Raw genomic sequence first — 25,695 nt, forward strand, 5'->3', positions numbered from 1 at the left:
AGGTTTTCGCCGCACTCATGCCAGATACCTCGCCGCCGACGCTGTCCACGCTTGCTGAACTGCGCCACGATGATCGTGGCGAGTTTCTCTATCTGGCCGGTCGGCTGGACTCCAATGGCAGTGCCGCGGTCTGGCCCGCCACCCGTACCTTTGCTCGCAAAGACTTGCGGATCAACGCCGCTGCAGTGGATTACTGCGATGGCGCCGGTCTGGCTCTGTTGTATGAGCTAATCCAGAGCGGCGGCGTGGTTGAAGGTTTGCCGCAACGCTATACCGCGCTACTCAATGAGCTCGATCCCCAGACACCACTCAAGGTGGAAGCTCCGGCAACGCGACCCGGCTTTCTGATTCGCCTGGGTAGCAAAGCCGCCGATGTCTGGCGCGGTGTTTACGATCTGCTCGCCTTTACCGGCGAACTGACTGAAGCGTGGCTGGTATTGCTACGTCGCCCGAGTATTTTGCGCTGGGGCGACATGATCGAGCAGTGCGTCAAAGCTGGCGTCAACGCTTTGCCCATCGTGTTGTTGGTGGCGTTTTTGTTGGGTGTCATTCTGGCCTTCCAGTCTGCTGTGCCCATGCGCCAGTTTGGCGCGGAATTATTCGTCGCCAATCTGGTCGGTCTGGCTTTGGTACGCGAACTGGCGCCTCTGATGACTGCCGTTCTGCTGGCTGGGCGCACTGGCGCTGCCTTTGCGGCAGAACTGGGCACCATGAAAGTGAATGAAGAAATCAATGCGCTGGTCACGCTGGGACTGGAACCCGTGCGTTTTCTGGTGCTGCCACGCATTCTGGCCGTTACGCTGATGGCGCCGTTGCTCACGGTGCTGGCCGAGGTCGTTGGTATTTTCGGTGCCGGGCTGGTGTTGTTGAGCTTCAATATCCCGCTCACTACCTCCGCCGCCCAAGTCATGGATTCGGTCGGGTTTTCCGATTACATCGGCGGTTTGGCCAAGGCCACCGTCTACGGTTTTGGTATTGCGGTGATCGGCTGTCGGCGTGGCTTGAACACGGGTGCCGGAGCCAGCGCGGTTGGCGCCAGCACCACGCAGGCGGTGGTTAGCGCGATTGTCATGCTGGTGGTGTCCGATGGCTTGTTTGCTGTCGCCTTCTACTACCTGGGGTGGTAGATGGACATCATCAAGGTTGAGAACCTCACCTGCGCCTATGGCCGCAATATCGTACTCAAGGACGTCAACCTGACTGTACAGGAAGGTGAAATCCTGACCATTCTGGGCGGCTCCGGGTGTGGCAAATCCACGCTTCTTAAACACATGATCGGGCTGGAAACACCGCGCCGCGGGCACGTGCTGATCAAGGGCGAAAACCTCACCCTGGCCGATGGCGATGAGCGGCGGCGCATTCTGTCGCAGTTTGGCGTGGCGTATCAATCGGGCGCCTTGTTTGGCTCCATGACGGTGCTTGAAAACGTCATGTTGCCACTGGAGTCCTACACCCGGCTGGACGCCGCCGCGCGTGATCTGGTGGCGCGTCTCAAGCTACGTCAGGTGGGGCTCGAACAATTTGCCGACTACCTGCCCTCGGCGCTTTCCGGCGGCATGCAAAAACGCGCAGCCATTGCCCGGGCACTGGCGCTGGACCCGGCCATTCTGTTTCTGGATGAACCATCCGCCGGGCTGGACCCGATCACCTCTGCCGAGCTGGACGCCCTGATCAAACGACTTGCGCAGGTGCTGGGGCTAACCTTTGTGGTGGTCACACACGAACTCGCCAGCATCTTTGCGATTGCCGATCGGGCCATCATGCTGGATAAACAGAACAAGGGCATCATTGCCGAAGGCACGCCCACCGATTTACGCGACCATCATCCGGACCCACGCGTAACCCGGTTCTTTAGACGCGGAGCAACATGACGCATAGCAAGCATTACTTTCGGCTGGGATTATTTGTGGTGATCGCCGTGATCACCGCAGCGCTGCTGTTCATCGCGTTTGGTGCGGGCCGCTGGCTGGGCAAAAGCGTCACCATGGAAACGTATTTCGATGAATCGGTCCAAGGTCTGGATGTCGGTTCCAAGGTGCGCTATCGCGGCGTAACCGTGGGCGAAGTCAGCAAAATTTCATTTACCTACACCAAATATCAGCTGGATTCCCCGCCGTCCGAGCGGCTGCAATATGTGCTGGTCGAAACGCGTTTGCGCCCCGAACTGTTTGGCGGCAAAACCATGCAATTGCCCAGCCAGGAGACGCTGCAGCGCGAGATAGACCGCGGTTTGCGGGTGCGGATTACACCGCAGGGGCTGACTGGCACCAGTTATCTGGAAATCGACTACTTCAACCCGTACAGCAACCGGCCGCTCGCGATTTCCTGGGCGCCGCTCGATTTGTATATCCCGTCTGCCCATAGTGCCGTTTCGCAGTTGATGAGTGCCACCCAAGACATCATCACCCGCATGCAAAAGCTGGATGTAGAAACCACCGTGACCCGCTTGAATCACCTGCTGGCCACCACCGACGACAAATTGGGGCAGATTCCCATGGCCAGCATCGCCAAATCGCTCGATAGCGTTGCCGGCAAGCTGGACAAACTCCCACTGGACCAATTGGTGAGCGATGCGCGGGCGATGCTCAACGAGGTGCATGCCACCAGTGCGCAGCTGCATGCCATGCTGGACGCGCCAGGCATGGCCAGTGCGCCGACCAATCTGGCTGTCAGCAGCGCAAAACTGCGTGAGTTGCTGGAAAGCCCGCAACTAAGTGACTCGCTCAAACATCTGGATCAAACCATGTCGCGGCTGGATGAGCTTACCGCCGGGCACGAAGGCGAACTGGGAGAAACCTTGATGAACCTGCACTCGGCCAGCGATGATTTGCGCCGCCTGACTGATCGCGCCAACAGCAATCCAGGCAGTCTGCTGTTTGGCAGCACGCCTACCCCTTACCCGTTGCCCGCCCAATGACCCGCGCCCCCCTCCGCCTCGCCGCCCCGCTACTCGCCGCCGTTGTGCTGCTGGCCGCTTGCTCCAGCACGCCACCGCAAGAATCCCGCTATCAGCTCGATACGCCGTACCCGGCAGCCGCCGCACCCAGCGCGCCGCGCTTTAACGACACGCTCAAGGTCATGTTGCCCAATGCGCCTGGCGAGCTAGGCGGCAGCCGCTTCATTTACCGCGAAACCGACCAGCGTTATACGCGTGACCCGTATCGCGGTTACACCTCACCGTTGCCGTTTTTGCTGGCCGACCGGATTACCGACTGGATAGGCCGCTCTGGTTTATTCAGCCATGTCATTCCATCGCGTTCACCGTGGCCGTCGCGCTATGTTCTGGAAAGCGACGTCGATGCGCTGTACGTCGATCTGCGCCCAGGTCAGCCGCGCACTGCACACGTCCAGTTGGGCTTTCGGGTCCGCGATACCACGGACAACCGTTTTGTGTACGACGGGCAGATCTCGGCGAGCGCTCCGCTAGCCGAACCGGTTAGCGGAGACAGCATCGCCACTGCGCAAGCGCAGGCGCTCACACAAGCCTTGAGCCAACTCGAAACCGCACTACGCAGTGCTCCGGTTTCCGCGCAATAAACGAACCAATGAACGCTCTCGCCGTCGTATTGGCGGCGAGACGCGCCAACCGGCAAGGTTGGCAGGTATGGCCAGAACATGCCGTTTCAACCGCTCGCGAGTATGCGCCGCCATTGTCCAGTCATCATTGCCGCACATGCTTCACGTACTTTTCTTAAAATAAGCTTGGGTTTTGTTGAATCCCGACAGCAAGCATGGCCCGGATTCAGGCAAAATCAGCCTTAAGCATTTCGAGAAAGATATGGTTGCCGTCACCCGCCCCTTAGCCCAATCCATTGCCGAAGCCGCCGATCCGGCGCGTTGGCTGCACGCCCTGTCTGGCCGCTATCCGCCCGAGCAGATGCGCCGTCTGCAACAAGCGCTGGAATGGTCCGCCACGCTGTACCAGGGCAAGACTCATCCCGACACAGGCGAGCCGGTGTACCCGCACGCCGTCGCTTCGGCGTCGATTGTGGCCGACCTGAATCTGGATGCCGACGCCGTCATCGCCACGCTGCTGTTCGGCGCGCCCGACAGCCTGGCAGATGCCCCGGTCGCCATCGAAACGCATTTCGGCAAAGCCGTCGCCACGCTGGTTGAAGGCGTCTGGCGCGTACGCAAGATTCATACCCTGACCCAAGGCCGCGCGCGCGGTGCCGACAACGCCGAGCAGATTGAAGCCTTGCGCAAGATGCTGCTGGCGATGGTCGAAGACATGCGCGTGGTGCTGATCAATCTGGCGTGGCGCACGCAAACCATGCACACGCTGGCTAAAGTGCCGGATGAAGAGCGTCGCCGCATCGCCCGTGAAACGCTGGATATCTACGCCCCGCTGGCTAATCGGCTGGGCGTCTGGCAGATCAAGTGGGAGCTGGAAGACCTCGGCTTTCGCTATATGGAGCCAGAGACTTACAAGAAGATCGCCAAGCTGCTGGACGAACGCCGGGTTGATCGCGAGAACTTCATCAATGACGTGCTTTCCACGCTGCGCCGCGAGCTGACCGCCGCCGGAATCAAACACGTTGATCTGATGGGCCGCCCCAAACATATCTTCAGCATCTGGAAAAAGATGCAGAAGAAAAAGCTCGATTTCTCCGAGCTGTATGACATCCGCGCGGTGCGGGTGCTGGTGGATGACGTCAAGGATTGCTACACCGTGCTGGGGATCATCCACAATTTGTGGCAACCGATTCCGGGCGAGTTTGACGATTACATCGCCAACCCCAAGGGCAATTTCTATCGCAGCCTGCACACGGCGGTGATTGGCCCGCAAGACAAAGCCGTCGAGGTGCAGATTCGTACCTTCGACATGCACGAGCACGCCGAATTTGGTGTGGCCGCCCATTGGCGCTACAAGGAAGGCGGCAAAGGCGATAGCAAATACGAAGAGAAAATCGCCTGGTTGCGGCAATTGCTGGACTGGCGCGAAGACATGGCGCAAGAAGCGCATCTGGCCGATGCCTTCAAAGCCGAGCTCTTTGACGACACCATTTATGTGCTGACGCCAGCGGGCCGCGTGATCTCGTTGCCCAAGGGCGCAACGCCGGTCGACTTCGCCTATCACTTGCACAGTGATCTGGGACATCGCTGTCGCGGCGCCAAGGTCAACGGCCATATCGTGCCGCTCAACACACCGCTGGAAAACGGTCAGCGTGTAGAGATCCTTGCCGCCAAAGAAGGCGGCCCGAGTCTGGATTGGCTGCATCAGGGTTATGTAAAAAGCCATCGCGCCGCGCAGAAGATTCGCTACTGGATACGCCAGCAGAATCTGGATGTGGTGGTAGCAGCCGGTAAAGCGTTGTACGACAAAGAAGCCTCGCGTTGTGGGGCCACCCAAGCCAATCAGGAAGACGTCGCCCACCGATTGGGCGTAAAAACCGTCAACGACCTGTACATTGCGTTGGGGCATGACGATGTGTCGCTGCGCCAGTTGGCGGATGCCTTCAACACCAGCCCACCGCCGGTAGAAGAAACCGTCAATCCGGAAGACGTCGTGCGCCGTGCGCGCGCCGACCAACACGGCGAAGGCATTCTGATCGAGGGCATCGACCAGTTAATGACCTTGCTGGCCAAGTGCTGCAAACCGGTGCCGCCGGATCAAGTCATCGGCTTTGTCACCAAAGGGCGTGGTATTTCGATTCACCGTACCGATTGCCCGACGCTGAAACGCCTGGCTGCGGCATCGCCCGAACGACTGATTCGTGCGGATTGGGGCAAGCAAAAAGGCAACGTCTTTGCCACCGACATTCTGGTGGAAGCGCATGATCGCCCCAGCTTGCTGCGTGATCTGTCTGACGTGATGTCGCGCGAGAAGATCAACGTTACCGGTGTGAACACGCTTTCGAAGAACACACTGGCACGCATGCGCTTTACCGTGGAAATTCGCGGAGCGGATGACCTACCGCGTATTTTCTCGCGGCTGGCCGACGTGGCTGGGGTGTTGAAAGTAGAACGCGTCTGAACGGACTCGACACCTGGATTATCTCCGAGGCGGCGTGTCCGCCATCGCCTTTGATGTTGTTCGGGGCTACCCCAACGTGGGGGCGATCACGCCGGTTGCCAGCAAGATGGTCTGCGTTAGACCAAACAGGGCGATCAACGATGCACCGGTCCAAGACAGCGTGCGTTGCCAGCCACCGCTGTGGCCATGCGCTGGCAGCAGTCGGTTGATACCCATCGACCCCAGACTGATCAGCGACACGGTAATCGCTACGCCCAGTGCCATCGCAAAGGTCGAAATCACGCCGGTCATGAAAATGCCGTTGGCCAGGCAAAAAATCAGCACCAGTATCGCCCCGGTGCAAGGCCGCAGCCCGACCGCAACGCCAGTCAAAGCCATCTGCCGCCAGTTACGGCTGGCATTGGCTGCGCCTTGTGCCCGGTAGGTCAATTTGTTTGCTGCGACTGCAGCGTTACCCGAACGCTTTGGTGGCATTCGCAATGGAGAAACAGAGCGTGCGGTTGCAGCATCGGGCTCGCAACCACAGGTATCCAGACCCCGCGCCAGTCGCCACAGCATCAGCAAGCCCATTGCGCCGAGGATGGCATAGCTGATCATTTCCAGCGCGGCGGCATGCCCGAGAATCTTCAATGTCCCGCTATCAAACAGCGCGGCTAGCCCGCCCACCAGTACAATCGCCGACAACGCTTGTACTGTGGCCGCCCAGGCGCTCATGGCCACACCATGCAATACCCGTGCCCGTTGGGTCAGAAAATAACTGCCGATCACTACCTTGCCGTGCCCCGGCCCCGCCGCGTGCAGCACACCGTAGATAAACGAGATCAGCACAATGCCCCACAGCGCCGCATTGCTGTGGCTCTGCCGGCTTTCTTGCAGATGTTCGCGCAAGATGGCGTTGAGCTGGCTTTGCCATTGCACGATTTGCCCCACGGCCATGCGGACGGGGTATGGCAGTTTACTGAGCAGCGATGGCGCTTCTTGCGGCGCGGCAAGCGCAGCGGCAATTGGAGCAGAGGCAGTAGACGATGCCACCGGGCTCACCGGGCGCCCGAAATAATCGACCGCGTGTGCCGGGCCGGCCAGCAGGCAAGCTGCCAGCAAGAGAGCGAGCCAGAGGGTGATCTTCGCCCGTAACCGGAGCGTGAATACAAGATTCAGCAATTGAGTTTCCAGACCAGCGGATTCACCGTGCCGTAAAAAATCGGATGGGCACGGTCTTCAAATGAATTGAGCTTGCAACTGCCAATGCCATCCCCGGTTAGCGTGACCGAACTGGCATTGGTGGGCTCGTAATCCACAAAATAAGATTCATCGTAAAAGCCCAGCGTCACCCTGCCCTGACGCGGATCGACGGGCTTATCCAGCGGCAAGGTAAATTCATAAACCAGCTTGGCGCCGTCCAGCCGCGCGGTGAAGTCGGTCGGCGCCTTGACATTAATGGCGCTGCGCTCAATCGCCAGATGCTGAAAATAACCGTAGTTCTGCAGATTATCGAATCCGCCTGCCTTGACCTTGGCGACTTCGGCTTTGCTTAACGGCTTGCCTGGCTTGCGGCCCTTGGCAACGTCACTCAATACGGCCGTGGTGAAATCTTCATCGAACACCCAGTGTTCTTTGAGTGCCACCACTTTGCCCTCTTTGAATTGAATGGCAACGTCGTATAGCACCCACACGTGGGGGTGCGCCGCTGCTGCTGCAGAATAAAAAGCGGCTAGCAGCGCCAGCAAATAAACCGGGCGAAGAAATGAATGCATTGAACTGGAGTCGAAACCCGCGTGATGAATTAAAAGGCCCGTGCAACTTTAACGATCGGGGCGTCTGAACGATGACACTCATCTGGCAGGCAGGTTCATAAACCTGCCGCTCCCCATGCTAACCGATCCGCCGAAACCCGCGCCCAACAAAAAGGCGGCCCGTAAAGGCCGCCTTTTTTATCTGTACTAGCCGTTGATTAACGGGCAGTACGACGCTCGCCCACTTTGACGATCTTCAGGCTGTTGGTGCTGCCACCCAGGCCAACCACATCGCCGTAAGTGAACACCACCAGATCGCCCTGTTGCACCACGCCGCGCTGGATCAGTTCCAGTTCGGCACGGACCAGCAGGCTTTCCTGGTTGGCGTTGTCATAAGACATGATGAACGGGTAGACATCGCGGAACAGAGCCAGACGTGCATAGGTGTCTGCTTCTGGTGTCAGCGCATAAACCGGCACGCCACTGATGAAGCGCGACAGCCACAGTGCCGAAGCACCGGATTGGGTCAGTGCAGCAATCGCCTTGACCTTCAGATGGCCAGCAGCAAACAGGGCTGCCATAGCAATCGACTGGTCGATGCGGGTGAAGTCACCTTGCTTGAGCACTTCGTCGCTGATGCGGTTTTCTTGCGACTTCTCAGCCTCAAGACAGATACGTGCCATGGCTTCCACGGTTTCTACCGGGAACTTGCCGCTCGCGCTTTCGGCCGACAACATTACGGCATCGGTACCATCCAGCACGGCATTGGCCACGTCCGAGACTTCCGCACGGGTTGGCACCGGGCTGGTGATCATCGATTCCATCATTTGTGTAGCGGTGATGGTCAGCTTGTTCTTGCGACGAGCTGCTTTGATCATCTTCTTTTGCAGCGCAGGCACTGCAGCGTCGCCCACTTCAACGGCCAAGTCACCACGCGCAACCATGATGCCGTCAGACGCATCCAGAATTTCTTCCAGATTGCCAATAGCTTCGGTGCGTTCGATCTTGGCGATCAGCAGTGCCTTGCTGCCGGCGGCGCGCAACAGGGTGCGAGCCATGTACATATCGGCACCGCTCTTGGGGAAAGACACAGCCACGTAGTCAGCGCGCAGTACAGCGGCGACCTTGATGTCTTCCATATCTTTAGCGGTCAGTGCCGGTGCGGTCAGACCACCGCCCTGGCGATTGATACCCTTGTTGTTGGACAGAATGCCGCCCACTTTCACGCGGGTGTGCACCTCGCTGCCCAGCACTTCGGTGACTTCCAGCACGATGCGGCCATCATCCAGCAGCAAGATTGCGCCAGCTTCAACGTCGTTTGGCAGTTCTTTGTAATCGAGGCCAACTACTTGCTGGTTACCCAGGCCGTCGTATTCGGCGTCCAGAATGAATTTGTCGCCGTTGACCAGATCAACCTTGCCGTCTTCAAACTTGCGCACACGAATCTTGGGGCCTTGCAGGTCAACCATGACGGCCAGCGGGCTGTTGGCCTTGCGTGCGGCTTCACGGACCAGTTCAGCGCGATCCATATGATCTTGCGCGGTGCCGTGAGAGAAGTTCATGCGTACCATGTTCACGCCAGCGGCGACAAGGCGCTCGAGCGTGGCGGAATCATTGGAAGCTGGACCGAGGGTGGCGACGATTTTTGTGCTGCGTTGCATGCAATTAACTCCTGTCTCTAATCGATTTATCGACTGATGTTCTGTTGCTGTTGCGATGTACAAGATGAAGGCTAGCCGGTGAGACAGGATGGCACGCCTGCCCGGCATGGCTAGTCAATACGAAGCTGAAGGGGTATGCAATACCCATATTGATTTATGTCGCGCATCGCGAGTGGTTTAACGCCGGTCTTGCACCGCCGGCCTGATCAATTTTGCAGTGGTGTCCCCAGCAGGAATCGAACCTGCAACTAGCCCTTAGGAGGGGCTCGTTATATCCATTTAACTATGGAGACGTCACAAACAACCAAAACCCGCTAACGCTTGTTTTTGCCAGAAAATTTCGGTTTCCGAGACCATTCCCCGCTCGGCAGCCTGATATTTTACCGGGTTTCGTCCATTTGGTTTGCGTAAAGCTGTCACCCGCACGCTACAGATGTTGCATGACATATCGGGTGTCGGCATCAACGCTGGGGCGCATTATACCGATTGGCAGCCAATGGCGCGCTACTGTTGGGGTTAAAGCTGACACTGAGCAAACCAGGTGGTGTCCAGGTATGGCATACGCCGTTAAACAGTTCGATATCGAAGGGTTAAAAACCGCATCTTCGTAAATTGCGCGACCAGCACTGCGCTTCACCCCCGCGACCAACGGTACAAAATGTCAGGGCAACCTTCTTCGTTATCGCTGCCATCCCCATACGCAATCGCCACGAATCCGTGCCGCTCGTAAAAGGCGGCAGCAGCGGCGTTCTGCTGAAATGTATAGAGCTGCAAATCGCTAGCATTCTTGGCCTTCACCGCGTCCAGCAAGGCGGTACCGTTGCCTTGGTGCAGGTAACGTGGGCACACATACAACAGATCGAGCCATGTAACGTCATCCACTGTGGAATGCGCTGCCATTGCTGCTATGTGGTCATCGTCCAAGGCCAGAATGACATTGCCCGTGGGGATCAGCACATGGGCAATCCACTCATGAAGGGCCACATCGGCATGAACCAGCGGTGCATAGTCCGCCAACTCATTGCGTGAACGCATGTACATGCTAGTTAGCTCGTCGGCATCGGCCGGCGTCGCGACTCGCAAAAATACAGACATAGGCTTTCTCCAATAGCCCGCAATGTGGGGAAGATACCTTTCCTCAGACGATTCCAGCCACCGCCCGCGCTGTAAAAGACACAACTGCGCGTGCTGGGTGCTATCACAAGAAGATCGGGATGGGGGGAAGCCATGGAAAGGTTCACTTGGTTGATCGTGTTGGTCGGCGTGTTGCTGGCGCAAGCTGGCTGGGCCTCCAGCATGGCAACGACAGCATGCGAGAAATCCAGCGCCAGTTCGCCCGCCACGGACTTTCCACCCAGGCAACAGAATCATCAGCGAACAACAGTTGCTCCGCCGGGGATGACCTCCAACGTGAGCAATCAATACAACTACGTTTACTGTCCAGCCTTTGCAGCACCTGCCGCAGCTTCACAGCCTGCGGACACCACGTCAGACGACTGGTCGGCCGGCGGCGACTTCACCGGCCCTGGCGATGCCCGTAAAACGCCGACCGACAAAGCCCATGAAAAAACCAATCCGACCAAGATCGACGTGCGCCTTTCCAAAGATATCGGTCTGACTGTCGAAACCCAGGACTCTGCCATTGCGTGGGCCGCATTGGCGGCAGCGGTGATTATCGTTTTGTTTGCAACCTGGGGAGTGGTGCACGCATCAAAGCATCCGGAGAGCCCGATCACGGTCATGGGCTACGCATTACTTATTGGCGGAGTGCTCTTTCTGGGCGGGCTCGTGGGATATTGGTGGAAAGACGATGTCAGCACCACGCTCACCACTGAACAACTGACCCGCCTCGCCAATTCGAGCGACCTGCAGCGGGCCATTGCCGACTTCAGCCAGGTCAATGATGAACGTACGCGGCTCCAGACACGGGTGGATGCCCTGGAAAAAGACCTGGCGCTCGCACAAGCGTCGGCCAAAGTGGGCTCCAGTCAGAATGCAAAAGTGGGCGGCTGGGGGATTTCTGACTGGCCGCTAGCGCTTTTGCTGATGCTGGCCGCGGCGATGGTCAGCGGCTTGTGGGCACAGCGAGCCTTTGTCGCCCAGATCAATGCGCTGCAGGTCAAACTGGCCGAATCGAGAACGGCCATGACCAATGCAATTGACCTGCTGAACCAGGAGAATCCTGAACTGTCTGAGCACGCGCTGAACCCTGACCAGCAGCCGCCGGAACACTTGCTGACCGCGCTGCGAGCCGCCGTGCGAATGCTCAAGCGCGCTATCGGCCGGGAATACATAGCAGGCAAATTGTAGATCAGCAAGCGGCGCGCCTTGCCACGTACCTCCTGCGTAGTGCAAAAGTAGCCCGGTTATCGGGATCTATCTCCCGAACGAGCCTGCATCTGTGCCTGATTTCTCAAAACTGGATGCAAACCCGGTGTACTCCGCCGCGATTGCGAGTTCGTACACCGTTCTGGGTGTGGCCACGACCTGAAAACCCAGCTTCTGATGAAACCGCATTGAGGCCACGTTGCTACCGGCTACCAATGCGCAAAGCTCAGAGTGTCCACTGCGCACGAGCGATTCTGCGGCGATACGGTAAAGCGTAGCGGCCAGATTCTGCCCGCGCCAGGCGCTCCGCACTCCGACCGCCTCGACGCTGTTAGCCTGAATCAACGAGAACGCCTGATATTCACCTTGCCGGTCAGCCAAAACACGTCCGGCCTGCCAGTCGCACAGCTCCCACTCCTCGCGTATTGCAGCAACTGTGGGAATCGGTGAGTTGGGGACATCGGCAAAGGTCTCGGCAAACAAGGCGCGTGCCTGTTCCCAGTTGATCTGGGCAAACGGTACCGCATGCAATTTCGCCGGCAATGGCGAGGCAGATTCCAGTGGCAACGGCAAAGCCAGATTAAAAAACTCAAACAGTGTCGTAAAACCCAGCGTTTTGAGCGCCTTATGCTTGGCCACTTCCGGCACATAAGCGGAAATGCGCAAGCGCTGTGCTCCCAAATCGCGGACAACTTCCATTACCGTTTGAATCAAATGACTTGCGACATCGTCATCAATGGCCACGACCGGGGCCGCGTAAGCGCAACCATCGTGCGCAATACCCAGCGTTACCCAGCCCGCGCAACCGGCGAGTTGGTCATTGCGCCAGGCAACAACAACCTGGCGACCATGATCGTGAGCAGCATCTTGCAAAGCATCTGCGAGCCGGGCGGGGATATCAGGGAAAAGTTGCTGATCCCACAGGGCTTGCAACGCTGGCAATGCCTCGGTTTGCAGCGGCGTTATTGTTATTGTCATACGTGTTTCGAGTGTTAATGAGTGGTTATTTGCGTCACAACTTTTCGTCCAGCCATTAACGCCAACGCTCACCCGGATTTTTCAGGTAATGCACAAATACATAACGCCAGGGAATGGAAATGTAGACCAGCACAACCATTGAGCAGGCAAAGATATTGCCAACGATAGCCTCATCGACGTGTCCTGCACGCCACTGCGGTAGCGGCACCAGTGCTAACCAAAGTGTTTTCCACAATAACTCCCACAGCAATACCGGCAACATTTTCAGCGGATAACGCAAACCAAGCGCAGCCAGCAAAGAGAAAGCCGCCAGCATGCAAGTCACGATGCCTTGCATCAGTTCCCACTGCTTGTGTTGTTGCAGGATGCCAGGCCAGACCACGGCACCCAGCCCGACCACGACGAGAAGATACATGACTCGCAGCAGATACAGCCGCAATAGCGATACCTCATTCGCCGCAGGAATATCCAGGGCCGGAATGGCAGAAGCGGGTAAAACAGATGAATCATTCACCAGGTTATCTCCCAAAAAATCGCCAGGACTACGGTTGTTTAGAACGCTAATTGCGTCAGACTGGTTTGTTGCATTGCTACGGCCCGCTCAGCGGGTGGCAAACTCGCTGGCCGGTACTGCTTTACCCCAGTGATAGCCCTGCCCCATATCGCAGCCAGCGCGCGTTAGCCAGGACGCCTGCTCCGGCTCTTCTACGCCTTCGGCCACCACCTTCATCCCCATGCCGTGGGCCATTGCGATGATGGATTGCACCAGCACCGCGCTACCCGGATCGCGCAGGATGTTGTTGATGAACGAGCTATCAATTTTCAATGTGGCAATAGGAAAGCGCGTGAGATAACTGAGCGCCGAATAACCGGTGCCAAAGTCATCGATGGCGATATTCACGCCCATGGCATAGATGGCTTCGAGCGCGACCTGGGTGGCATCACTGTCTTTAAGCAACAAGCCTTCGGTCATTTCCAGTTCCAGCCAGCGCGGCTCACAGCCGGTCTGGCTCAGCACGTTGCGCACCGTGGCGACAATATCGCTGGTCTGCACCTGACGTGGCGACAGGTTGACCGCAATGTGCCAATCCTTTTGCCCGGACTTGTTCCAGATACAGGCCGTCTCGCAGGCATCACGCAGCACCAGTTCACCAATGGCAAGGATCAAACCGGTGTCTTCTGCAATGCTGATAAAGCTGTCTGGCGCCACCCATCCGCGCTCCGGGTGATGCCAGCGCAACAGCGCCTCCGCACCCACAATCTTGCCGCTGCCCAGGTCAATCTTGGGTTGGTAATGCACCTGCAACTCACCGCGTACCAGACCGCGGCGCAGATCAGCCTCCAGGTGCAGCCGCTCGCTATCGCGTTTGGTCATGTCCTGCGAGTAAAACTGGAAGTTGTTACGACCTCTGGCCTTGGCATCGTAGAGCGCGCCATCGGCGTACTTGACCAGCGTTTCCGCCTGCTCGCCATCGTCCGGGTACAGCGCAATGCCGATACTGGCGGAAACCACCAATTCGCGCCCTTCCAGCGTCACGGGCACTACCAGGCTGGCCAGCAGGTTTCCGGCAATGTGGCCGAGGTCCATTTCGTCGTGTATGCCGGGTAGCACGATAATGAATTCGTCGCCGCCCAGTCGGGCCACGGTATCGGTTGCCCGTACACAGTGCACCAGGCGGCGCGCGGTTTCGCACAACAACTCGTCACCGGCGGAGTGCCCCAGCGTGTCGTTGATGGTCTTGAACCGGTCCAGATCAAGCATCATCACGCCCACCTGCAAACCATCTCGCCGGGCGCCGGCCAAAGCCTGGCTGATGCGATCGTTGAACAGCGCGCGGTTGGGCAAGCCGGTCAACACGTCGTAAAACGCGAGCGAATGGATTTTCTGGCGATACGCGAGCAACTCGGTGACATCCCGGCCAACCGCCAGCGCGCTGACCACGTTACCTTCGCCATCGAACTCGGGACTGAGGCGAATCTGCAAGGTTTTTTCCGCATCGCCAAAGCTGATTTCGATGCTGTCGGCCTTACCCGTTTCCAGCACCCGTTTCAGACAAAGTTGATAAGTTACCGGGTCGTTAAACGCAAATATCTGAATCGGCGTTTTGTTCAGTACTTTGTCTAGCGGCATGCCAACAAGCGCCGTATACGCCGCGTTGGCATAAACACGGCGACAAGTACGGTCGTAGCGAACAATCACGTCAGGCGAGTTCTCGGCCAGATGCCGGAACTCGCGTTCGCGATCCTCCAGCAACTTGGCCATGCGCCTGCGCTCGGCAATATCCTCAATCAACAACTCGTTGGACTGACGCAGTTCTGCAGTGCGCGTTTCTACCAGTTGTTGCACGTGGCGCGAACGCAAGGCCAGCCGCTGCAGATAAAGTGCTGCCAGCAAGCTGAACAACACACCCGCCACCAGTGTCAGCACCGATGCGATATGACTGGACAGAAAAGGTGCTGAAGCGGCTGAAACCACCACGTGCCAGGGCCGCCCTGCTGCGTTGAAATCATAGGTGGCGGCATCGGTGCGGGCGAAGGTCAGCCATACCGGCAATAGCGTGTCCGGCCGGATTGCTGGCGGTTCATTGCCATCGCGAAAAGCCAGGTTGCGTTCATCAGCACGGTCACCCGAGTAAATACTGATATCGATCCGCGCCGAATCTTTCAAAAATCCATTGCTGCCCAGCAATGCCCTGAACAAGCCTTCCGTGCGGAAAACTACGGCCGTATCGCCCAGAAAAGCGCGCTGGCGGGCCGCCGCGTCGACCAGCGAAGCGCCGTGACGATAGACCGGCATGAGCACCAGGAATCCGTGCGAGCCCTGGCCTTGTGCCAGTCGCAGGAGCGCCGTGGACTCGGCCAAGCCTGTGGGTACCGCCCGTTGCAGTGTTTCGGTTATGACCGGGTTAGGCGAAACATCCAGCCCGAACGCGGCCTCATTGCCCTGCATTGGCTCAATGTAATCAACGATGTAATACGAGGGCCGGATGGCGCTGGGCACAGGTCGGCCATTTTGCAGCACCGTGACTGAAAAGCCCGGAAAGCGTTGGCGCAGCTGCGCTTCGTAGGCCGGACGCTCGGCTTGCGACAGCATGCGGTGAAAATTGAAGGCCTGGATATATGAATAGTGGGCCAGCAACGGCGCGCTGAAGGTATGAAACTGCTCGCGGCTCACCGAATCAAAAGTGACAAACAACTGATTCAGCCCGGCCAATAGCTGCACCGAATCATCCAGCCCGCGCTGGATGGCGGTAATCCGGGCGTCCGCCTGCTGCTGGAAGTCGAGCCGGGTCTTGTCGTACTCCAGCTGCCCTACTCCAATGAACAGCAACACCGTAATGACCAGGCCAGACAGCAAGGTCGGTATCGCAGCATTGAAAATGGAAAAAGGCCCGTGCGATCGGAGCAATTCAAATACCCTTTTGTGCCTGCAGACGTGGCTATTGTTTGTAATTGATGCGTATTGAGTGCGGCAATGCAGATGCACCAGGCGACCAGGCAACTCTGCCTGCCTGTGCAAAGTGCTTCATTTTGTCGGAAAAGTCTGCAGCGTGGGCAGAACTGTCTACTTCCCGATACAGTCGTTTGCGGGGCCCGACTGCGATAATTGGCAGATGCGAAGTAGCCACAGCTCTCTCACATTGCGCATCCGCGCCATCCCCTTACGCTGATCTGGTCGAGCCGGTCATGGGTCGGGCAATCTCCTGCAAGCCCTTCCACCCACGTAAATTTCAATTTCTTATTGAAGTATCAAAATATTACGCACCTGCCCCAGTTAAGAGGGGACGCCGGCAGGTCATCGGCCATTGCCGCCGTCCACTCGCAATGCTGTGGGAGACCGGTTAGAGCTCAAAACCGGTTGGTCACCAGTGCATCATTTTTTATGTGCCGTTTGATTTTGTACGGTAAAGGCGTAGGCGGGAGTACAGGTATTCCTTGCGTTTGCAGCAAACACGGCAATTCCGGTCAGAACGCCTGAAGTTCTCCTAAGCCAACACACCGGCAATGGAGGTCTGTTCGCAACCGAATGTTGCCCTGGCAGTTTTGCGGGCGATCAATGCGCGGTGAGGGTTAGCAGGATGTCGGCATACCATGTGCTATTGAGCCCGAGCACTTCGTCCTGGACCAGATCACGGGTACCTACGTCAATTCGCGACGAGTGTACGCCCAGCAAAACCCACGGGAAGTCCACCGTAACTGCCAACGCTGGATCAACGCGCATCACCACCGGCGCACCGCTGGTGCCGCGATGGGTCCGGCCATCGGTCAAAAAATAGCCTTTGCCCTGAAACCGCAAACCGAATGCTGAAGCGATGATGGCGTGCCGGACCACCGGCATATGGTGCAAGGTATCGTGAAAGCCCAGTGGAAACCCCACCACCAGCACCGAGCTGCCCACCATGATTTGTCCCTGCAAATTGGCCAGGTGCTCGGGAGTAAAGGCGCGCCAGGCCATGTTTGGGGGCAACGCGGAGCGCTCAAGTTCGATTACCGCAACATCGACACTGCCGGCAGAGTCACGGCCCTGGCGCCAGACGCTTTGGCCATTACGGCGGTATAGCGGAATCGAAAAGCCGATAGATTGGGTCAGGTTGTCTGGATTGGTATGCAGTTCGATTTCAATCCGGTCTGGATAATGATTGCTGGGTTCATCAATCATGACGTGGCGGCTGGTAACCAGAAACAGGCGCTGATCACGCTCAAAGAAAAACCCGCTGGCATTGGTAAGGGGCTGTTGCTGCTGAAAGGTGCACACCCGTGTGGCCGCCAGCAAAATGGAATCTGTCATTGTTGGCGCTTATTCCCGCAAAAATACTCGATAGGGTTTCGGCCAGGTTCGCGCCTGCCGGGTCTCGTTGATAGCCACCACAAGGTAATGCTGGGCAATGGCAATGTCGGCGTGTTGTTTGCCAGTCGCTGCTTTGGATAATGCATCGAAAGCCAGTTGCCAGGTGTCGTGATTTGCGGTGAGCGCGCTACCTTTTTTGAGCAGGGCGTAATAGAGCGCGCCTTCCAGCGTATCCAGATAGCGCTGCAGGCTGCCGGTTTCTCCCGTTTCCAGCTCAGGGAGTAAAGGTGTGCTGTTCATATGGACCCCGCCAGTTGAAGTGATGGTTCGGTCGGGCACTGGCCCGCGTATGCTCCCTTCACTTGATTGCAGCGGTTGGCCTGGCGCTATCCACTTTCAGCGCAATGCCTTTGAACGGGGCCAGAACAGCCTAGTACCGGCTTGGTTGATACTCAGTGCGCTAGCACACGTAGCAATACATCCCCTTGATTACTGCAGTCTGGCTGCGTGTGATAACGCACAGATCAAGGGTGCGACTTGGGTCCACATTGTTTTTTTGTGGCGGCGGTGAGCGCTCAGTATGGGCAGTGATCAACCAGAGAATCCCTTGCAAAGACCGGATGCAAGCGGCTGGCTGAGCCAGGCTGAAGCCGCAGCTAACAGCATGCTGGGCCGATTTGCGCAGCTTCGGTTAACTGGGGTGCACGTGTCACCATTGCCCGCGGTGTGGCAACGCTCTACGGCACGGTGCAAAGCTGGGCCGAGCACGATCTGGCCGGTTTTACGGCTTTGCGCACACCAGGTATCTATCGAGTGATCAACAACCTCACCGTGATCTACCAGCAATATTCCCTGCGCACGATTTCTTCTGTCCGATACTAATAATCCGAAACCCAAGCGGTGCACTCAGGCGCGAAAATACGCCAGGCCACGCCACGCCTGTGCGGCGCCCGGTTAGCGTGGTCGATAAAAGCCGTCTGTAATGTGGTGAGCGCTTATGTTCGAGAGCGCACATAAGCCCTTCTGTGCAAGGCGTACACTTAACCGCATCGGCGTGTGCATTCGCGTGGGGTTCTAGCGCCGCTCTGCCCCGGAGTGTCGCTATGGTCATTGCGCTAAACCCGAAAAAAAATCAATTGCTGGCAGCGCTGCCACAAGAAGAATGGCAACGCTGGGCACCCCAGCTTGAACACATCGATTTGTCTCTGGGCCAGGTGTTGTATGAGTCTGGTTCGAAAATGAGTCATGTCTACTTTCCCACCACCGCGATTGTGTCCTTGCTGTATGTGATGGAGAACGGCGCCTCGGCCGAAATCGCCATTGTCGGCAATGAAGGCATCGTCGGTATTTCGCTGTTCATGGGGGGCGAATCCACGCCCAGCCGCGCCGTAGTGCAAAGCGCCGGACATGGCTATCGGCTCAAGGCCCAAGTCATGAAAGATGAGTTCATCCGCACACCGGTATTGCACTTGATGCTGCGTTATACCCAGGCGCTGATCACCCAGATGGCGCAAACCGCTGTGTGCAACCGCCACCACTCGCTGGATCAGCAGTTATGCCGCTGGCTCTTACTCAGCCTTGATCGCTTGCAGGGCGACGAGTTGGTGATGACCCAAGAACTGATCGCCAACATGCTGGGTGTGCGGCGTGAAGGTGTCACCCAGAGTGCACTCAAGTTGCAGGAGGCCGGGTTGATCCGCTATGCCCGTGGTCATATCTCGGTGCTGGATCGTACCGGACTGGAAAAGCGCACTTGCGAATGCTATGCCGTGGTCAAGAAAGAATACGACCGGCTTTTGCCAGAACCACTCGCCGAATAATGCAACGTATCTGTTCACCCGCAGCGTGGAATCCAACCGAATTGACACTTGGTGTGCTGCCGCACAGATGCTGGGGTGCGTGAAGCGCACATTTGACCTTCCTGTAATGACTGGAAGGATGATCATGAAATCCGATTCCGAGTTTCAAACCGAAACGCAAGAACGCCTGAAATGGCCGGCAGCGGCCAAAATCCGCCACGCTGCTATCGAACTCAAAGACAGCACGGCTGCACCACTATTTGCCAAAAATACCGGCGCCCGTCGCGCAGCCCGGCAGGCCGCGAGTATCGAAGGCACCGTACTGGAAAGCCATCAACGCGCGCCCTTGGCCAGTCACGGCAATGATGAGCAGATCAGCCGCGAGATCGCCCGACTGCTTGAGCAAACGACTGGCGTGTTGCCACGTTCGCTCAAGGTGCAGGTCGAAAGTGGCTGGGTCACGCTGACCGGCGAACTCGACTGGAATTACCAAAAGGCGAAGATCATTGCCGCCATCCATTACATGCCGGGAGTCGATGGGTTGAGCGACGAAATCACCATCAAACCCCGCGCCCGATTAATGTTGCACAAATGGGGGCCAGGCAACGCGTTGGGTGCGCCACGCCAGAACAAACGCGTTTTGATTGGCATGCTCGACACCCTGGAACAGGGCCTGTCTACTGAGCAAGCGCCTGAGCTTGCAAACCATACGGCGCTGGTCTCCGATACGCATCACGGCACGCCGGGCATGCAAAGTTCGGTAAGCAATATCCGGGGAATGCCATGATTTCGATCGCTGGTCGGGCCAGTGCAGCTTTGGGACCGTTAAGGGACTCGACGATCTCTTTTCCCAGATTCAAGGCCATGACGCCTGATACATCGCAATCTCCGGTTTATGTCTTTGATACGCATCTTGAGGCAGAAGCCGCCATTCAGGATCTGGCCCGCGCTGGTTTTGACGTCAAGAAACTATCCCTCGTGGGCAAGGGCTATCACTCCGAAGAACACCCGGTCGGGTTTTATTCAGTGGGCGACCGCATGAAAGCCTGGGGCGGCATTGGCGCATTCTGGGGCGGTATCTGGGGGCTGATGCTGGCACCGGCAGTCTTCTTCTTGCCGGGGTTGGGTCTGATGGCCATGGCTGGCCCGTTGGTAGCGGTACTCGTCAGTGCGCTCGATAGCGCAATCGTCGTCGGTGGCATGTCGGCACTGGGTGCTGCGCTGGTGCAGGTAGGCGTGCCGCACAACCATGCCATCAAATATGAAACGGCGCTCAAAGCAGATAAATATATGCTGCTGTGTCGGCGAGCGTTGAATATTGAGCAGCAATTATCGTTCAATATTGATCAGGGGGGGTGCGGACGTTTTCCTGGACTGGTTTACGTTGCAATCCCAAGGGAGTGCCGGTAGGCCACCGGGCTCATCCCACCCAGTGACAGCTTGATGCGTCGTTCGTTGTACCAGCGGATATAGGTGTCCAGTTCCTGCATGAACCGTTCCACCGTGATGCCGGTCCAGTTGCGGCCGTAATACATCTCGTTTTTCAACCGCCCGAAGAAGCCTTCGCAGGCTGCATTGTCGGCCGAACAGGCCTTGCGCGACATCGAACGGACAAGACCGGCCGCCTGGATCCGCTGTACCCAGCCCGGCCAGCGGTAATGCCCGCCACGGTCGCTGTGAATCAACGGCTGATCGCCTGTGGCCAGCGTACTGATGGCACGATCCAGCATGCTGTTCGCCAGTTGTGCATCTGGCCGGGTGCCGATGGACCAGCTCACCACCTTGCCTTCGAAACAGTCGATCACCGGAGAGAGATAGACCTTGCCCGCCGGCAGCGGGAATTCGGTGATGTCCGTCAGCCACTTCTCGTTCGGTGACCGGGCACGGAACTGCCTGGCCAGCAGATTCTCCGGTGCCTGGCCAATCTCTCCGCAGTAAGAACTGTAACCGCGGCGGCGCGTCCGGTGAACAACAAGCTGCTCCTCCTGCATCAGGCGACGCACCACTTTTTCGGAGAGACGGGGATGGCCCTGGCGCAGGACAGCATGCATGCGCCGGTATCGGCACTGATTGCATCTCTGAAGGCCAGAACCTGCAGGACTGCGACTACCTCATCAACTACGACATCCACTGGAACCCCGTGCGCATCATCCAGCGCTTTGACCGTGTGGATCGCATCGGCTCGCCTAACAGCAGTATCCAGCTGGTCAACTACTGGCCAGACATCTCGCTCGACGAGTACATCAACCTCAAGGAGCGGGTTGAGAGTCGGATGATGATTGCCGACGTCACGGCCACCGGTGACGACAACGTGCTGAGCGCCCAAGCCAACGATGTGTCCTATCGCAAGGAACAACTGCGTCGTCTGCAAGAGGAAGTGATCGTGTCGGCGAGCGTTGAATATTGAGCAGCAATTATCGTTCAATATTGATCAGGGCCTGGCCGCCCCGGTGCAGGGCGGCATTGTGGATAACTATAGCCGTCTGGCTGCCTGAACATTCGCTCAGTCAACATCCTCCTTCGTCAATGGCCGGGATGCCGGACCAGCCCGCTTTGTGCTTTCCCGTGACTGGATTTCGTTCCGCGCTGCTGCACTGCTGTGACGGAACCGCCAGGAATCGTTGCCGGTTTCCACGATATGGCAATGATGTGTCAACCGGTCCAGCAGTGCTGTTGTCAGCTTGGCATCGCCAAAGACGGCAGACCACTCCGCGAAGGTCAGGTTGGTGGTGATCAGTACACTGGTGTGCTCGTACAGCTTCGAGAGCAGATGGAACAGCAACGCGCCGCCCGCTTGCGAGAACGGCAGATAGCCCAGTTCATCCAGGATCACCAGATCCATCTGCAGCAGGCTGAGCGCCAGCCGGCCCTGTTTGCCGGCGGCCTTTTCCTGTTCGAGCAGGTTGGCCAGCGTCACTGTGTCGTAAAAGCGGACCCGCTTGCCATGCTGTTTGATGGCGGTCTCGCCCAGCGCTATGGCCAGATGGGTCTTGCCGGTTCCGGTGCCGCCAATCAGCACCACGTTGTGGGCAGCCTCCTGGAAGGCACACGTTGCCAGTTCACCGATCATGTCCTGATCAATCCGCGTATCAGAGAAGTCGAAGCTGGCCAGATCACGATGGAGCGGGAAGCATGCGGCGTTGAGCTGGTAGCGGATGGAGCGCAATCCCCGGTCTGACTGCTCTGCATCAATCAGGTGCTTGATCAGCCAGCTCGTGGTCTGTATCTCGGCGGGCGCAGCCTGATTGAGCCAGTCAGCCCAGGCACCGGCCATGCCATACAGCTTCAGTTCCTTGAGCAGTGCAATCACCTCAGCCATGGCGCACCCCCGCATTGTGCAGCCGGTCATAACGGGCCGTATCCGTCGTCGGCGCATCCAGTATCTGCAATCCGGTCTCTACCAGCGCAGGGCGAGCCGCCTGATGCAGCCGCGGGGCGCGCTGCGGATGCCACGCGCCACTGGCGGATGAAGGCACAGACACGGCAATAGCTGCCGGCAAAGCCGGCCTGCTGCATCTCTTGGAACAGGCGCAACGCCGTGCGGCGATCCCGTTTGGGGCGGCGCAGGTCCAGTTCGAGTGCGCGGGTCAGCCAGGTGGCGTGGGCCGCAATCTTGCTGGGGGATGAATGCCGTTGGTACTTCGGCTCGCCGCCTTCAGGTTCGTGCAGCCACTTTTTGATGGTATTGCGGGACAGACTGGTGCGGCGCTGGATCTCGCTGATGGTCAACCCTTCTCGCAGATGCATACGCCGGATCTTTGCATACATACCCATGGTGATCACTCCGTGTCTCCTGCTGAATAATTCAGCAGGTGGATTGAACACCCTGGTCAAATTTGAACGCTAATTACCCTCGAAATCTGGTCAATATTCAACGCGTGCCAACATGTTGCACTGAGGCTCGAATCCGGTTTCCGCCCGGTTTTCTATATTTTTGGTCACAGAGCAATCAGGTCTGCGTCTGGCTCAGATGAGTATCCGCGGGACCACAAAATATACCGTTCGTCGGATGAAGACCTCTTCACTCTGGGCCACCCAAGAAACACTCGGTTGTGTCCCGCGCCTGTTGCATAGGTCGCGTCCACCAAATAACCGGTTTTTTCCCTGCAAAACCCGGTTATCCGCCAGCAGGGGCAGACACACCGTCCATGAAATGCGGCAAAAACCCGGGTTTTGGTAGGTAAAAGCTGGATTGCTTCGTTTTTTACCTACCAAAACCCGGGTTTTTTGCACATTTACAGATTGGTCTTCTGACAAGGGGCAGGCCCAGCGCCATGAAACAAATTTTGCTGAATTGATTTTCAAATGACCAATCAGGATGCTGTCATTTGTTATTTCAAGTGAAAGGCCCTTCGTGATCCTTCCGAAAGTCATGCCGCTGGCACTGGACGGTCAACTTCCCTTATCGCAAGCCATCGGGTTTGACGATCCAGGGCTAACCAGCGATTTGAGGAAGCGGCGGTTTACAGAACGTCGGGTTGGTGCCGCCAAATGGCCACGCAGCAGCCTGAGCAAAACAGCGCACCGATGAAAACGGGTCTCCAGCCCATGCCGCCCGATACCCGGCTCAAGCGGTTTGGGAATATCCACCAGCAGCCGATTTCGGAAATACAGGCCCGAAAAGAGGGAATTGTCTTGGCAAGACAAAAATGCCGTTTAGAAAGGAGCCCCAGCATGACAAAACAAACACCCCTAAGGAGTTGAAAAGAACCTGCTGACACAACGATTTTGAATCTGAACCACGACGCAGTTCGGGAAATATTTAACTGGTGGAAGGCGTCAATCATCAACATTCATTTGGACGCTTCACCCCGATCGGAACAGGATAAAGAAGAAATGAGCGAATCAATATTAAGGTGCCCAGCCGTACTGAAAATGACCGGGCTCAGCCGCTCGGGCCTGTATAACCGCATGAACCCTCAAAGCCATTACCACGATCCTGAGTTCCCCTTGCCGGTCAAGATCGGAATGCACGCAGTAGGCTGGAAGAATAGCGAGGTACAGGCGTGGATCACACAGCGCCCACGGGCTTCATCGCAGGAGTAACCGGCAATATCAACATGTTGCTCGTCGTCAAAAAAGCAGTTGACCAGATCAGCCAAGGCCTGCACGCAATGCAGGCCTTTTTTTGTGTCGAACAGTGACCGTGTGAACAAGCCCGATCTCAGTTGATCAAGCGGATTTTCGCTTGCCAGGCGGCACGACGTTACAGTCCGACGTTGAAGATCCCAAGTTAGCGCCTCACTTGATCAAAGCTGTGATCTGAAAATGTTTGGGACGCGCTAAGAACAAAACGACTCCCCCAATTTGGACAGCGAACACAAACGTAGGGTGGCGTCGGGACGTGATGATCAGAAGACGTGTTGAGCAAGGACAAGACTACTGCAGACGCGTTTTGGATTTGTGGCTGATCAAACAAAGGTTGCGTTTTAGAATGGAAGACTTCCATGCTAAATCCCTAGCCGCTGCGGACAAAACGGAAAAGCTCATCCGTCAAAACGCTAATAATAAACCGCGGTCTGTACGTATGTATGTACGTGGAGAGGTTTTAAGCCCAAACGCAACAAGGGCCTACAAACCGAAGTCTGTAAGCCCTTGTTTTTATTGGTCGGAATGGCGGGATTCGAACTCGCGACCCCTTGCACCCCATGCAAGTGCGCTACCAGGCTGCGCTACATTCCGAGGAGGAGCGATTATAGCTGCGCTCCTGGGCTTTGCCTACCCCTTTTGCACAGACTTTACGGTCAGGCGTTCAGGGGGTGGCGAGTGGCTCATTGAGCCATGCCAGCAAGGCTTGTAACTCTTCCTTGATGGAAATTGCAGCCGGGTTGGCAGCCTCTTCACCTGCGTGGGCGAGTTGGTTGCGGGCACCGCTGATGGTGAAACCTTGCTCGTACAACAACGAGCGGATGCGCCGCACCAGCAACACTTCGTGATGCTGGTAGTAGCGGCGGTTGCCTCGGCGTTTTACGGGTTTGAGTTGCGTGAACTCTTGTTCCCAGTAACGCAAGACATGAGGCTTCACTCCACACAAATCGCTCACTTCACCAATGGTGAAGTAGCGTTTTGCGGGGATGGAAGGCAGATCACTGGTTGGAATGACGTTGCTGCTGCTTTGCATAGTGCAGTTCAACTAGCCCCTTCAGTTTCTGGCTGGCATGGAAGGTGACAACACGGCGGGCAGAGATCGGGATCTCTTCGCCAGTCTTGGGGTTGCGGCCCGGGCGCTGTGGTTTGTCGCGCAACTGAAAGTTGCCAAAACCAGACAGTTTTACGGTGTCGCCTTCTTCCAGCGAGGCACGGATTTCTTCAAAAAACGCCTCAACCATATCTTTGGCTTCGCGTTTGTTCAGGCCAACCTTATCAAACAGCAAATCGGCGAGGTCTGCTTTGGTAAGCGTCATTGTTGTTATCTCAATACTCATGTGAC

26 protein-coding genes, 2 tRNA genes and 1 pseudogene are annotated in these 25,695 nt (G+C 57.2%); 12 read left to right on the plus strand and 17 right to left on the minus strand.

What is annotated here, in order from left to right:
* Nucleotides 1-17: 17 nt before the first annotated feature.
* The 5 genes from N7220_RS04135 (at nucleotide 18) to N7220_RS04155 (ending at nucleotide 5,977) form a co-directional block, all read left to right on the plus strand.
* Nucleotides 18-1,127 (plus strand): ABC transporter permease, encoded by a 1,110-nt coding sequence (locus N7220_RS04135; protein ID WP_283150209.1) that lies wholly within the window; start codon nucleotides 18-20, stop codon nucleotides 1,125-1,127.
* Complete coding sequence (locus N7220_RS04140; protein WP_283150210.1) at nucleotides 1,128-1,871, plus strand: ABC transporter ATP-binding protein; 744 nt, start codon at nucleotides 1,128-1,130, stop codon at nucleotides 1,869-1,871.
* The gene (locus N7220_RS04145) at nucleotides 1,868-2,917 is read left to right on the plus strand and encodes an MlaD family protein (protein WP_283150211.1); all 1,050 of its coding nucleotides are present in this window, start codon (nucleotides 1,868-1,870) and stop codon (nucleotides 2,915-2,917) included. The genes N7220_RS04140 and N7220_RS04145 overlap by 4 nt, the downstream gene beginning before the upstream one ends.
* Nucleotides 2,914-3,537 carry an ABC-type transport auxiliary lipoprotein family protein gene (locus tag N7220_RS04150; protein ID WP_283150212.1) on the plus strand — a complete coding sequence of 208 codons (624 nt, stop codon included), beginning with the start codon at nucleotides 2,914-2,916 and terminating at the stop codon, nucleotides 3,535-3,537. The genes N7220_RS04145 and N7220_RS04150 overlap by 4 nt, the downstream gene beginning before the upstream one ends.
* 241 nt (nucleotides 3,538-3,778) lie before the next feature.
* The gene (locus N7220_RS04155) at nucleotides 3,779-5,977 is read left to right on the plus strand and encodes a RelA/SpoT family protein (RefSeq protein ID WP_283150213.1); all 2,199 of its coding nucleotides are present in this window, start codon (nucleotides 3,779-3,781) and stop codon (nucleotides 5,975-5,977) included.
* A gap of 66 nt (nucleotides 5,978-6,043) precedes the next feature.
* Here the strand turns inward: N7220_RS04155 and N7220_RS04160 are convergent, their stop codons facing one another.
* From N7220_RS04160 to N7220_RS04180, 5 genes are all read right to left on the minus strand, one after another.
* A complete protein-coding gene (locus N7220_RS04160) occupies nucleotides 6,044-7,138 on the minus strand; it encodes a nickel/cobalt transporter (protein WP_283150214.1) in 1,095 nt (364 codons plus the stop codon).
* A complete protein-coding gene (locus N7220_RS04165; RefSeq protein WP_283150215.1) occupies nucleotides 7,132-7,731 on the minus strand; it encodes a DUF1007 family protein in 600 nt (199 codons plus the stop codon). Before N7220_RS04165 ends, N7220_RS04160 begins: the two co-directional genes overlap by 7 nt.
* Before the next feature lie 197 nt (nucleotides 7,732-7,928).
* Nucleotides 7,929-9,371 carry a pyruvate kinase gene (pyk, locus tag N7220_RS04170; protein ID WP_283150216.1) on the minus strand — a complete coding sequence of 481 codons (1,443 nt, stop codon included), beginning with the start codon at nucleotides 9,369-9,371 and terminating at the stop codon, nucleotides 7,929-7,931.
* 218 nt (nucleotides 9,372-9,589) lie between these two features.
* Nucleotides 9,590-9,664: transfer RNA gene (locus N7220_RS04175), tRNA-Arg, on the minus strand.
* Nucleotides 9,665-10,004: 340 nt separating this feature from the next.
* A complete protein-coding gene (locus N7220_RS04180) occupies nucleotides 10,005-10,466 on the minus strand; it encodes a GNAT family N-acetyltransferase (RefSeq protein WP_283150217.1) in 462 nt (153 codons plus the stop codon).
* A gap of 132 nt (nucleotides 10,467-10,598) precedes the next feature.
* On the opposite strand from N7220_RS04180, the gene N7220_RS04185 reads away from it, so the two are divergent.
* Nucleotides 10,599-11,681 carry a hypothetical protein gene (locus N7220_RS04185; RefSeq protein ID WP_283150218.1) on the plus strand — a complete coding sequence of 361 codons (1,083 nt, stop codon included), beginning with the start codon at nucleotides 10,599-10,601 and terminating at the stop codon, nucleotides 11,679-11,681.
* Between the two features lie 66 nt (nucleotides 11,682-11,747).
* Here the strand turns inward: N7220_RS04185 and N7220_RS04190 are convergent, their stop codons facing one another.
* The 5 genes from N7220_RS04190 to N7220_RS04210 form a co-directional block, all read right to left on the minus strand.
* Entirely contained in the window at nucleotides 11,748-12,677 is a 930-nt protein-coding gene (locus tag N7220_RS04190) for a GNAT family N-acetyltransferase (RefSeq protein WP_283150219.1), read from the minus strand.
* 55 nt (nucleotides 12,678-12,732) lie between these two features.
* Complete coding sequence (locus tag N7220_RS04195; RefSeq protein WP_283150220.1) at nucleotides 12,733-13,191, minus strand: hypothetical protein; 459 nt, start codon at nucleotides 13,189-13,191, stop codon at nucleotides 12,733-12,735.
* 87 nt (nucleotides 13,192-13,278) lie between these two features.
* Nucleotides 13,279-16,086: a bifunctional diguanylate cyclase/phosphodiesterase gene (locus tag N7220_RS04200; RefSeq protein ID WP_283150221.1), complete on the minus strand. Its 2,808-nt coding sequence runs from the start codon at nucleotides 16,084-16,086 to the stop codon at nucleotides 13,279-13,281.
* A gap of 645 nt (nucleotides 16,087-16,731) precedes the next feature.
* Complete coding sequence (locus N7220_RS04205) at nucleotides 16,732-17,466, minus strand: trypsin-like peptidase domain-containing protein (protein WP_283150222.1); 735 nt, start codon at nucleotides 17,464-17,466, stop codon at nucleotides 16,732-16,734.
* A 9-nt stretch (nucleotides 17,467-17,475) separates the two neighbouring features.
* A complete protein-coding gene (locus tag N7220_RS04210) occupies nucleotides 17,476-17,766 on the minus strand; it encodes a hypothetical protein (RefSeq protein WP_283150223.1) in 291 nt (96 codons plus the stop codon).
* Nucleotides 17,767-18,180: 414 nt separating this feature from the next.
* Between N7220_RS04210 and N7220_RS04215 the strand changes: the two genes are divergently transcribed.
* From N7220_RS04215 to N7220_RS04230, 4 genes are all read left to right on the plus strand, one after another.
* Nucleotides 18,181-18,348, plus strand: a complete 168-nt coding sequence (locus tag N7220_RS04215) for a BON domain-containing protein (protein WP_283151395.1) — start codon at nucleotides 18,181-18,183, stop codon at nucleotides 18,346-18,348.
* 221 nt (nucleotides 18,349-18,569) lie between these two features.
* Complete coding sequence (locus N7220_RS04220) at nucleotides 18,570-19,286, plus strand: Crp/Fnr family transcriptional regulator (RefSeq protein WP_283150224.1); 717 nt, start codon at nucleotides 18,570-18,572, stop codon at nucleotides 19,284-19,286.
* Nucleotides 19,287-19,410: 124 nt separating this feature from the next.
* The gene (locus tag N7220_RS04225) at nucleotides 19,411-20,052 is read left to right on the plus strand and encodes a BON domain-containing protein (RefSeq protein WP_283150225.1); all 642 of its coding nucleotides are present in this window, start codon (nucleotides 19,411-19,413) and stop codon (nucleotides 20,050-20,052) included.
* 77 nt (nucleotides 20,053-20,129) lie between these two features.
* On the plus strand, nucleotides 20,130-20,675 hold the full coding sequence (locus N7220_RS04230; RefSeq protein ID WP_283150226.1) for a hypothetical protein: 546 nt from the start codon (nucleotides 20,130-20,132) through the stop codon (nucleotides 20,673-20,675).
* Here the strand turns inward: N7220_RS04230 and N7220_RS04235 are convergent.
* Nucleotides 20,645-21,325, minus strand: a pseudogene (locus tag N7220_RS04235) (IS3 family transposase); the annotation flags it as partial. The gene N7220_RS04230 and the pseudogene N7220_RS04235 sit on opposite strands and share 31 nt — an antisense overlap.
* Before the next feature lie 80 nt (nucleotides 21,326-21,405).
* Between N7220_RS04235 and N7220_RS04240 the strand changes: the two are divergent.
* On the plus strand, nucleotides 21,406-21,672 hold the full coding sequence (locus N7220_RS04240; RefSeq protein WP_283151469.1) for a hypothetical protein: 267 nt from the start codon (nucleotides 21,406-21,408) through the stop codon (nucleotides 21,670-21,672).
* Nucleotides 21,673-21,768: 96 nt separating this feature from the next.
* Here N7220_RS04240 and istB read toward each other — a convergent pair whose 3' ends face one another.
* The 3 genes from istB to N7220_RS04255 all read right to left on the minus strand — a co-directional run bounded on the left by istB (nucleotide 21,769) and on the right by N7220_RS04255 (nucleotide 23,639).
* Nucleotides 21,769-22,584, minus strand: coding sequence for an IS21-like element helper ATPase IstB (istB, locus tag N7220_RS04245; protein ID WP_390901564.1), 816 nt, complete (start codon nucleotides 22,582-22,584; stop codon nucleotides 21,769-21,771).
* 26 nt (nucleotides 22,585-22,610) lie between these two features.
* Complete coding sequence (locus N7220_RS04250; protein WP_283150227.1) at nucleotides 22,611-23,048, minus strand: hypothetical protein; 438 nt, start codon at nucleotides 23,046-23,048, stop codon at nucleotides 22,611-22,613.
* Between the two features lie 183 nt (nucleotides 23,049-23,231).
* A complete protein-coding gene (locus N7220_RS04255) occupies nucleotides 23,232-23,639 on the minus strand; it encodes a hypothetical protein (protein WP_283150228.1) in 408 nt (135 codons plus the stop codon).
* Between the two features lie 462 nt (nucleotides 23,640-24,101).
* Here N7220_RS04255 and N7220_RS20755 point away from each other — a divergent pair, with 462 nt between their 5' ends.
* The gene (locus tag N7220_RS20755) at nucleotides 24,102-24,311 is read left to right on the plus strand and encodes a helix-turn-helix transcriptional regulator (protein ID WP_390901565.1); all 210 of its coding nucleotides are present in this window, start codon (nucleotides 24,102-24,104) and stop codon (nucleotides 24,309-24,311) included.
* Between the two features lie 559 nt (nucleotides 24,312-24,870).
* Here the strand turns inward: N7220_RS20755 and N7220_RS04260 are convergent.
* From N7220_RS04260 to N7220_RS04270, 3 genes are all read right to left on the minus strand, one after another.
* Nucleotides 24,871-24,947: transfer RNA gene (locus tag N7220_RS04260), tRNA-Pro, on the minus strand.
* A gap of 70 nt (nucleotides 24,948-25,017) precedes the next feature.
* The gene (locus tag N7220_RS04265) at nucleotides 25,018-25,386 is read right to left on the minus strand and encodes a MerR family transcriptional regulator (RefSeq protein ID WP_283150229.1); all 369 of its coding nucleotides are present in this window, start codon (nucleotides 25,384-25,386) and stop codon (nucleotides 25,018-25,020) included.
* Nucleotides 25,352-25,669 (minus strand): integration host factor subunit alpha, encoded by a 318-nt coding sequence (locus N7220_RS04270; protein WP_283150230.1) that lies wholly within the window; start codon nucleotides 25,667-25,669, stop codon nucleotides 25,352-25,354. Before N7220_RS04270 ends, N7220_RS04265 begins: the two co-directional genes overlap by 35 nt.
* Nucleotides 25,670-25,695 lie beyond the last annotated feature (26 nt).

The organism is Silvimonas soli (genome assembly GCF_030035605.1).
Classification (GTDB): Bacteria; Pseudomonadota; Gammaproteobacteria; order Burkholderiales; family Chitinibacteraceae; genus Silvimonas; species Silvimonas soli.

Excerpts from the sequence above, each read along its gene's own strand:
- N7220_RS04135 (WP_283150209.1), top strand. The coding sequence starts at position 18 with ATGCCAGATACCTCGCCGCCGACGCTGTCCACGCTTGCTGAACTGCGC.
- N7220_RS04140 (WP_283150210.1), top strand. The coding sequence starts at position 1,128 with ATGGACATCATCAAGGTTGAGAACCTCACCTGCGCCTATGGCCGCAAT.
- N7220_RS04145 (WP_283150211.1), top strand. The coding sequence starts at position 1,868 with ATGACGCATAGCAAGCATTACTTTCGGCTGGGATTATTTGTGGTGATC.
- N7220_RS04150 (WP_283150212.1), top strand. The coding sequence starts at position 2,914 with ATGACCCGCGCCCCCCTCCGCCTCGCCGCCCCGCTACTCGCCGCCGTT.
- N7220_RS04155 (WP_283150213.1), top strand. The coding sequence starts at position 3,779 with ATGGTTGCCGTCACCCGCCCCTTAGCCCAATCCATTGCCGAAGCCGCC.
- N7220_RS04165 (WP_283150215.1), bottom strand. The coding sequence starts at position 7,731 with ATGCATTCATTTCTTCGCCCGGTTTATTTGCTGGCGCTGCTAGCCGCT.
- pyk (WP_283150216.1), bottom strand. The coding sequence starts at position 9,371 with ATGCAACGCAGCACAAAAATCGTCGCCACCCTCGGTCCAGCTTCCAAT.
- N7220_RS04180 (WP_283150217.1), bottom strand. The coding sequence starts at position 10,466 with ATGTCTGTATTTTTGCGAGTCGCGACGCCGGCCGATGCCGACGAGCTA.
- N7220_RS04185 (WP_283150218.1), top strand. The coding sequence starts at position 10,599 with ATGGAAAGGTTCACTTGGTTGATCGTGTTGGTCGGCGTGTTGCTGGCG.
- N7220_RS04190 (WP_283150219.1), bottom strand. The coding sequence starts at position 12,677 with ATGACAATAACAATAACGCCGCTGCAAACCGAGGCATTGCCAGCGTTG.
- N7220_RS04205 (WP_283150222.1), bottom strand. The coding sequence starts at position 17,466 with ATGACAGATTCCATTTTGCTGGCGGCCACACGGGTGTGCACCTTTCAG.
- N7220_RS04210 (WP_283150223.1), bottom strand. The coding sequence starts at position 17,766 with ATGAACAGCACACCTTTACTCCCTGAGCTGGAAACGGGAGAAACCGGC.
- N7220_RS04220 (WP_283150224.1), top strand. The coding sequence starts at position 18,570 with ATGGTCATTGCGCTAAACCCGAAAAAAAATCAATTGCTGGCAGCGCTG.
- N7220_RS04225 (WP_283150225.1), top strand. The coding sequence starts at position 19,411 with ATGAAATCCGATTCCGAGTTTCAAACCGAAACGCAAGAACGCCTGAAA.
- N7220_RS04230 (WP_283150226.1), top strand. The coding sequence starts at position 20,130 with ATGACGCCTGATACATCGCAATCTCCGGTTTATGTCTTTGATACGCAT.
- istB (WP_390901564.1), bottom strand. The coding sequence starts at position 22,584 with ATGGCTGAGGTGATTGCACTGCTCAAGGAACTGAAGCTGTATGGCATG.
- N7220_RS04255 (WP_283150228.1), bottom strand. The coding sequence starts at position 23,639 with ATGACTTTCGGAAGGATCACGAAGGGCCTTTCACTTGAAATAACAAAT.
- N7220_RS20755 (WP_390901565.1), top strand. The coding sequence starts at position 24,102 with ATGAGCGAATCAATATTAAGGTGCCCAGCCGTACTGAAAATGACCGGG.
- N7220_RS04265 (WP_283150229.1), bottom strand. The coding sequence starts at position 25,386 with ATGCAAAGCAGCAGCAACGTCATTCCAACCAGTGATCTGCCTTCCATC.
- N7220_RS04270 (WP_283150230.1), bottom strand. The coding sequence starts at position 25,669 with ATGACGCTTACCAAAGCAGACCTCGCCGATTTGCTGTTTGATAAGGTT.